This window comes from Salinispora pacifica CNR114, from assembly GCF_000514775.1.
GTDB lineage: Bacteria > Actinomycetota > Actinomycetes > Mycobacteriales > Micromonosporaceae > Micromonospora > Micromonospora pacifica.
Genome location: NZ_AZWO01000051.1, coordinates 21,844 through 29,080, shown reverse-complemented (window position 1 = coordinate 29,080; position 7,237 = coordinate 21,844). Strand labels below are relative to the sequence as shown.

The window sequence follows — 7,237 nt, the reverse complement described above, 5'->3', positions numbered from 1 at the left end:
GGGGGACACGCACGGCGCCGGGTCCAGATGTAACGACCGGCCGGCCACCGTCATTCCCGGCGACCCACACCCGGTGTCACCCGCCCACGCGGGGCACCTCCACGGCCGTACGCAGGGTGTAACGCCCCGACGGCGGCCGGGATTCCGCCACCACCGCGCCCCCGACCACACCCCAAACCGGGACAAACCAGATTTTCATTGCCTAACCAAACGCACAGCCACAAAACGGATAGCCGCTATCGGAGCCGCTATCGGTGGCTAACGGTGGAGTCGGCGTCATAGCGGGGTCCGATGTTGTGTGCCCGCAGGCGCCAACCCCGCAGTTCGTCGTGCCACAGCTCCGTCCAGTGGCAATTACGCAGCGAGTCGATCGTACGCAGCACGGCGGGCTCCCAGCCAAGTAGCTGACCGATGCCCTGCCGGGCGGCACCAGCATGGGTGGCGACCACCACCGTCCCACCGGCGGCGGTATCGGCGGCCTCCTGGAACGCGACACCCAGCCGCTTACCGACGTCGTCCAGGGTCTCGATGCCGGCTCCTGGGTCTGGGTCACCAGCTCGCCAACGGGCGTACTCGTCCGGGTACTGTTCGGCCGCCTCGGTGAGCCGCAGCCCCTGCCAGGGCCCGAAGTGCCGTTCCCGCAGCCGTACGTCGGCGTGGACCGGCAGCCCCGTCAGGGCGGCCAGAGCGGCGGCCGTGTCCGTTGCCCGCTGGAGGTCACTAGCGAAGATCGCGTCGGGGTGGAACCCGGCGAGCAGCCGGGCGGCAGCTCGGGCCTGCTCCCTACCGAGGTCGTTCAGACCGACGTCGGTCTGCCCCTGCACGCGGCCGCTGGCGTTCCAGTCGGTGTTGCCGTGTCGCCAGACGATCAGCCGAGTCATTCGGCGGCGCCGGGCTCGGCGGCGGCGAGGTCGCGGTCAACAAAGGGAATCTGCGGGCAGTCCTTCCAGAGCCGGTCCAACGCGTAGAACTCGCGCTCCTCGGTGTGCTGGACGTGCACGACGATATCCACGTAGTCGAGCAACACCCAACGACCGCCTCGCTCCCCCTCGCGCCGGACCGGCTTGGCCTTCTCCGGCAGCTGGAGCAGACGCTCCTCGATTGCGTCAACGATGGCGAGCACCTGACGCTCATTTGGGGCGGCGGCGAGCAGGAAGGCGTCGGTGATGGCGAGCTGATCACCCACATCAATGATGACGATGTCCTGCGCCCTCTTGTCGGCGGCGGCCTGGGCGGCGGCGGTCGCCAGCTCGTGTGCGCGTTCGGAAACTGTCACCGTTCTCCTTCGATCATGCGTGCGACCCCTTAAGCGTCTCACATGAAAGCGCGACCCGGCCGGTCGGTTACGGCGCATTCGGGCAGAAAGGGCCGCAGGCCAGGACGAATCACTGCTGGTAGAGCCGCCGCTTTGCGATGTACTGCACCACACCGTCGGGCACCAGGTACCACAACGGCTGGCCGCGGGAGACCCGGACACGGCAGTCGGTGGAGGAGATCGCCATCGCGGGTACCTGCACCAGGCTCACCGTGTCGGCGGGCAGGTGCGCGTCGGACAACCTGAAGCCGGGCCGGGTCACGCCGATGAAGTGGGCCAACCCGAAGGCCTCGTCCAGGTCCTTCCAGGAAAGGATCTTTTCCAGGGCGTCCGCGCCGGTGATGAAGAAGAGCTGCACCTTGGCGCCGTACACGGCCCGCAGGTCACGCAGCGTGTCGATGGTGTAGGTGGGGCCACCACGGTCGATGTCGACCCGACTGACCTGGAAGCGAGGGTTGGAGGCGGTGGCGATGACCGTCATCAGGTATCGGTCCTCGGCCGGGCTGACCGGCTCGTCCTCCTTCTGCCACGGCTGCCCGGTGGGGACGAAGATCACCTCGTCCAGCCCGAACCGGTCGGCCACCTCGCTCGCTGCGACCAGGTGCCCGTGGTGGATCGGGTCAAACGTGCCGCCCATGATCCCCACCCGCCGGATGTCTTCCTCCACCCCGCGATCTTAGGCCGACCGCGCAGCCAGCACCGGCACCGCCCCGGCTTTCCGCCCGCCCGAGGCCAACACGGCCCCGCCTCCCCGCCGCCTGAGGGCCGAAGCGGCCCGGTCCCCGCGCCGCCCGAGACCGAAGCGAACCCGACGGAAGTGGGGATGCTCCCCGTCGGTCAGGACTGCGCCCACACGGCCGGACCGCACTCCTCAGGCGTCCACCGCCGCGACGGCGGTCCGGGCGATCAGCGCCCGGCGCATGTCGTCGTCCGCGTCGATCAACGTCCGACGAAGGCCCCGGGTGAGATCCTCCCGGGTGAGCAGCGCCGCGACGCCCTCCCGGGTGCTCTGCGCGACCGCATAGCGCGGAAACGCCCGCTCCGCGATCCGCTCCGCCGCCCACGGGGTACGCAACCGCGAGGCAGCCGGCATGTCGGCAAGGTACCGCCCCACGTATGGGGCGGTCAGCGTCGCCTGCTCCGGCTGCCAGAAACCCTTCGCGGTAGCCGCGACCAGGCGGTTGGAGCATTCCGTGTCCGCCACAATGATCTCCCAGGCAGCCTGCTTGGCCGCCGGGTCGGGCAGGGCCGCGCGACAACGGGCGGCCCGCTCGGCCCCGGTGGCGCTCGGGTCGGCTGCCGCCTCGGCGGCGATCTCCGCCGCACCGGCCCCACCCAGCGCCACCAGCCGCCCCAGCACCGACCACCGCAGCTCCGCGTCGATCGCGAGCCCCGGCGGCCTGACCTGGCCGGCAAGCCAACCGGCCAGCCGGTCGACGTCGTCGGTCGCGGCGATCCACCCCCGAGCCGCGGCCAGCTGCAGCGAACCACCGGGCGGCGCGGTGGCGAGTAGCTGCCCGGCGGCGACGGCGACCTGGGCCAGGGCCGCCTCGCGGGCGCGGGGGGCGAGGTAGCGGTTGATCAGCGATCGACTGATCGCCACCACATCCTCGACGATCACCACCTCGGTCTCGGCCGGCAGCGCGGTGGTGATCAGCCGCACCAGCTCCGTGACCGGCCGCTCCCCGTCAGTGACGGCATCCAGCTCAGCTCCCCAGAGCAGCGCCCGCGCGAGCGAGTCGGTCAGGCGGGGCAACAACAGCGGTACCGCGTCCGCCGAGGCCGGATCCAGTCGGATCTTGGCGTAGGTCAGGTCGCCGGCGTTCGGCAGCAGCAGCTGGGCGGCCACCTGCCCGGCCAGGTCCGTGAGCACCGTGCGACCGCCGTCGACGGAAGGTTCAAGATCCGCCAGACGGTGCTGCACGGTGCCGTCAGCGGCGTACCGGGCGACGCCGACCCGGTGCGGGCGCAGCGCCGGGTGGGACTCCGGCCCGCTCTGCACCAGGGCCACCTCGGTGTAGCGACCATCGGCTCCGAGCGAGACCTCCGCCCGCAGCGTGTTGACCTGCGCGGTCCGCAGCCAGCACCGGGCCCAGCCGGTCAGGTCACGCCCGCTGACCTCGGTCAGGCTGGCCAGCAGGTCCGCCAGGGTGGCGTTGCCGAACCGGTGCTCGGTGAAGTACGCGTTGAGCCCGGCCAGGAAGTCGTCGTCGCCGAGCCAGGCCACGAGCTGGCGCAGCACCGCGGCGCCCTTCGCGTACGAGATGCCGTCGAAGTTGAGCAGTCCCTGGGCGGCATCGGTCACCTCCGCCGGGGCGACCGGGTGGGTGGATGGGCGCTGGTCGGCCGCGTACCCCCAGATCTTGCGCCGCATCGCGAAGGTCGTCCAGCCGCGTTCGAAGCGGGTGGCCTCCACGATCACCCGGGTGGCCAGGTACTCGGCGAACGACTCGTTCAGCCACAGGTCGTCCCACCACCGCATGGTGACCAGGTCCCCGAACCACATGTGCGCCATCTCGTGCGCGATGGTGCTGGCCCGCCACTCGCGCTCGCTCTCGGTGACCGCGGACCGGAAGACGTAGTCATCCCGGATGGTCACCAGCCCCGGATTCTCCATCGCCCCCGCGTTGAACTCCGGTACGAACGCCTGGTCGTACTTGCCGAACGGGTACCGCTGCGCGAAGAGCTGGTGATACCGGTCCAGGCACTGCTTCGTGATCGTGAGAATCTCACCGATCTCCGAATCCAGGTACGTCCCGAGCGACCGGCGACACCAGACGCCGAGCGGAATGCCGTCATGCTCGTCCCGGTGGACGTACCAGGGCCCGGCGATCAACGAGACCAGGTACGTGGCCAGCGGTTCGGTCGGGGCGAACTCCCACCGGCCTGGACGCGGCGAGGCAGCCAGTACGCCGTTCGCGGCGACGGTCCAGTGCTCGGGCGCGGTCACCGCGAGGGTGACCGGGGCCTTGAGGTCGGGTTGGTCGAAGGCGGCGAAGATGCGCTGCGCCTGGTCGAGGAAGGACATGGCGTACAGGTAGGTCTCCCCGTCGGCCGGGTCGACAAAGCGGTGCATCCCCTCACCGGTATTGGTGTACCCCATCTCCGCCTCGACCGTCAGCGTGTTCCGCTCGGCGAGGCCGGTCAGCGGCAGCCGGTTGTCGACCAGCAGGGCGGGGTCAAGGTCGGTGTCGTTGATTCGGACCGAGCGCAGCGCCTGCGGTTGACATTCGACGAACGTCCGCGAACCGGGAGTCGCCCGAAACCGGATGGTGGCCTGCGAACGAAACCCTTCGTCGCCGGTCACGTCGAGGTCCACCTGATAGGACTCGACAGAAATCACAGCGGCGCGCGCGGTCGCCTCTACGCGGGTAAGGCTCGGCATCCGCTTATCCTGCCCGATGGAACAATACGAATTGCCCCCCAACCCACGGCACTGGAGGAATGCACCATGACGACGCACCCCAAAGGCGACTTCGATGTCTCGCGGGCCGTCTGGCAGCGAGCCGAGGGCGACACTTCCGAGGCCGCCGTCGAGGTCGCGTTCGTCGACGACCTGATCGGCATGCGGAACTCCGCCGAGCCGGACGGGCCGGTACTCGTGTTCACCCAGGCCGAGTGGGACGCCTTCGTCGCCGGCGCCCAGGACGGCGAGTTCGACCTGGACTGATTCGGCTGGACCGCCTCGGCCCGGATCGGCGGTCCGGGTCGGGGCGGTGCGTCCGGCCCTTCGCCCGCCTCGGCTCCGGCCGGCCACCGGTGTGATCCACCGTTTGGCTGCGGAGTCCGCTGGTGGGACCGGACAATGATGGACTGTCGGGTCGGGGGCGAGCCCGCGCCACGGCGCCAAGGCCGCGGATCGACGGAGGTGCAGGCATGGCAGAGCACGCACGAGCGCGGTCGCGAACCGGGCTCCAGGTCGCGGCCCTCGCCGTGGCGGGACTCCTCCTCCTACTGGGAGTGCTCGGGTTCGTGCCCGGGATCACCACCGACTATGCCGAGTTGCGGTTCGCCGGGCCAGACTCCGAAGCGAAGCTGTTCGGCCTGTTCCAGGTCTCTTTCCTGCACAACATCCTGCTCCTGGGCTCCGGCCTCGCCGGCCTGCTGCTGGCCCGCCGGGTAGGCGGGGCACGGGTCTTCCTCACCGTGGGTGGTGCGCTCACCCTCGCCCTGTGGATCTATGGGCTCGTGATCGACCGATCCAGCGCAGCGAACGTGATCCCGGTGAACGACGCCGACAATTTTCTACACCTCGGGCTCGGCTTCGCGATGCTCGTGCTCGGCCTGCTTCTGTCCAACCAGAAAGGCACCGGGGGTCGACTCGACACTCCCCTGGACCGGCCCTGACCCACCCATCGGCCCGACTGCCCGCCCGCCAGACCAACCTGGCCCTCGCCCGGGGCAGTCGCCCGCCACGAAACGTGGCCCTCGCCGGGTGGTTGCCCGGGCGATCAGCCGGCGTGGTCGGTCACTCCGCGTCGTCGCCGACCGGCTCGCCGGAGTCGACCTCATCGGCTGGGCGCTGCCGCCGGGCCTTGCGGGCCGCCAGCCGCTCGGCGGCCGACGGCCGCTCCGACTTCTCCGCCAGCCGCTGGTCACCACCGCGTATCCCGGGGACGAACTCGGTGTACAGCGTCGGCTGCCAGTCGAACTCGCGTTCGCCGATTCGGACCAGGTCGCCCGCCTGCGCACCGGCCTTGCCGAGCTTCTCCTCGACGCCGAGCCGGGCCAGTCGGTCAGCCAGGTAGCCGACCGCCTCCTCATTGTCGAAGTTTGTCTGCCGGACCCACCGCTCCGGACGGGTACCCCGCACCACCCAGGCACCGCCCGGCACAGCCTCCACGGTGAAGCCCACGTCGTCGACCGCCTTGGGCCGGATCACGATCCGGGCGGGCTCCGCCGGCGGTGCGGACGCACGCGCCGCCGTCACCAGTTCGCCCATGGCGTACCTCAGTTCCTTGAGCCCGGCCCGGGTGGCCGCCGAAACCTCGAAGACCCGGAAGCCACGGGCCTCCAGCTCCGGCCGGACCATCTCGGCCAGGTCCCGCCCGTCCGGCACGTCGACCTTGTTGAGCGCGACCAGGCGCGGCCGATCAACCAGACCGCCGTACGCGGCCAGCTCCGCCTCGAGGGCGTCGATGTCGGCCACCGGGTCGCGCTCCGTCTCCAGGGCCGCGGTGTCGACGACGTGCACCAGCACCGCACAGCGCTCGATATGCCGGAGAAACTCCAGGCCGAGCCCCTTGCCGGTGGCCGCGCCCGGAATCAGGCCGGGTACGTCCGCGACGGTGAAGGTGTGGTTGTCCGCCCGGACCACGCCGAGGTTCGGTACCAGGGTGGTGAACGGGTAGTCAGCGATCTTCGGCTTCGCGGCGGACATCACCGAGATCAGCGATGACTTACCCGCGGACGGATAGCCGACCAGACCGACGTCGGCGACGCTCTTCAGCTCCAGCACCACGTCCATCTGGTCGCCGGGCTCGCCCAGCTCGGCGAAGCCCGGCGCCTTGCGGCGGGCGTTGGCCAGCGAGGCGTTACCCCGGCCACCACGGCCACCGCGGGCCGCCTCGAAGGTTGTCCCGGCACCTACCAGATCGGCGAGAACCGTACCGTCGGCGTTCTGCACGACAGTGCCGTTGGGAACCTTGAGGACCAGGTCGGCGCCGTTCGCGCCGTCCCGGTTCGAGCCGGCCCCGCCCCGGCCGTTGGCGGCCTTGACGTGCGGGCGGAAGTGGAAGTCGAGCAGCGTGTGCACCTGCGGATCAACCACCAGTGAGACGCTGCCGCCGTGCCCGCCGTTACCCCCGTCCGGACCACCGAACGGCTTGAACTTCTCCCGGTGGACCGAGACACAGCCGTGCCCGCCGTCGCCGGCCTGCAGGTGTAGGACGACCCGGTCAACGAACGTCGTCACGCCACCAA

At 70.4% G+C, this 7,237-nt stretch carries 7 protein-coding genes; 2 read left to right on the top strand and 5 right to left on the bottom strand.

The annotated features are described in order from the left end of the window. Positions 1 to 248: 248 nt before the first annotated feature. The 4 genes from B118_RS0122880 to pepN all read right to left on the bottom strand — a co-directional run bounded on the left by B118_RS0122880 (position 249) and on the right by pepN (position 4,700). Complete coding sequence (locus B118_RS0122880) at positions 249 to 881, bottom strand: histidine phosphatase family protein (RefSeq protein WP_018813013.1); 633 nt, start codon at positions 879 to 881, stop codon at positions 249 to 251. Then, positions 878 to 1,276: a ribosome silencing factor gene (rsfS, locus tag B118_RS0122875; RefSeq protein ID WP_018216623.1), complete on the bottom strand. Its 399-nt coding sequence runs from the start codon at positions 1,274 to 1,276 to the stop codon at positions 878 to 880. The genes B118_RS0122880 and rsfS overlap by 4 nt, the downstream gene beginning before the upstream one ends. A gap of 109 nt (positions 1,277 to 1,385) precedes the next feature. Beyond that, the gene (gene nadD, locus B118_RS0122870; protein WP_018223013.1) at positions 1,386 to 1,982 is read right to left on the bottom strand and encodes a nicotinate-nucleotide adenylyltransferase; all 597 of its coding nucleotides are present in this window, start codon (positions 1,980 to 1,982) and stop codon (positions 1,386 to 1,388) included. Between the two features lie 204 nt (positions 1,983 to 2,186). After that, positions 2,187 to 4,700, bottom strand: a complete 2,514-nt coding sequence (pepN, locus tag B118_RS0122865; RefSeq protein ID WP_028193507.1) for an aminopeptidase N — start codon at positions 4,698 to 4,700, stop codon at positions 2,187 to 2,189. Positions 4,701 to 4,766: 66 nt separating this feature from the next. Here pepN and B118_RS0122860 point away from each other — a divergent pair, with 66 nt between their 5' ends. Together B118_RS0122860 and B118_RS0122855 are read left to right on the top strand one after the other, a co-directional pair. After that, complete coding sequence (locus B118_RS0122860; protein ID WP_018216626.1) at positions 4,767 to 4,985, top strand: DUF397 domain-containing protein; 219 nt, start codon at positions 4,767 to 4,769, stop codon at positions 4,983 to 4,985. A gap of 206 nt (positions 4,986 to 5,191) precedes the next feature. Next, on the top strand, positions 5,192 to 5,662 hold the full coding sequence (locus B118_RS0122855; RefSeq protein ID WP_018223011.1) for a DUF4383 domain-containing protein: 471 nt from the start codon (positions 5,192 to 5,194) through the stop codon (positions 5,660 to 5,662). Positions 5,663 to 5,783: 121 nt separating this feature from the next. Here B118_RS0122855 and obgE read toward each other — a convergent pair whose 3' ends face one another. Continuing rightward, positions 5,784 to 7,229, bottom strand: a complete 1,446-nt coding sequence (gene obgE, locus B118_RS0122850; RefSeq protein ID WP_018823952.1) for a GTPase ObgE — start codon at positions 7,227 to 7,229, stop codon at positions 5,784 to 5,786. Positions 7,230 to 7,237 lie beyond the last annotated feature (8 nt).

Excerpts from the sequence above, each read along its gene's own strand:
- B118_RS0122880 (WP_018813013.1), bottom strand. The coding sequence starts at position 881 with ATGACTCGGCTGATCGTCTGGCGACACGGCAACACCGACTGGAACGCC.
- pepN (WP_028193507.1), bottom strand. The coding sequence starts at position 4,700 with ATGCCGAGCCTTACCCGCGTAGAGGCGACCGCGCGCGCCGCTGTGATT.
- B118_RS0122860 (WP_018216626.1), top strand. The coding sequence starts at position 4,767 with ATGACGACGCACCCCAAAGGCGACTTCGATGTCTCGCGGGCCGTCTGG.
- B118_RS0122855 (WP_018223011.1), top strand. The coding sequence starts at position 5,192 with ATGGCAGAGCACGCACGAGCGCGGTCGCGAACCGGGCTCCAGGTCGCG.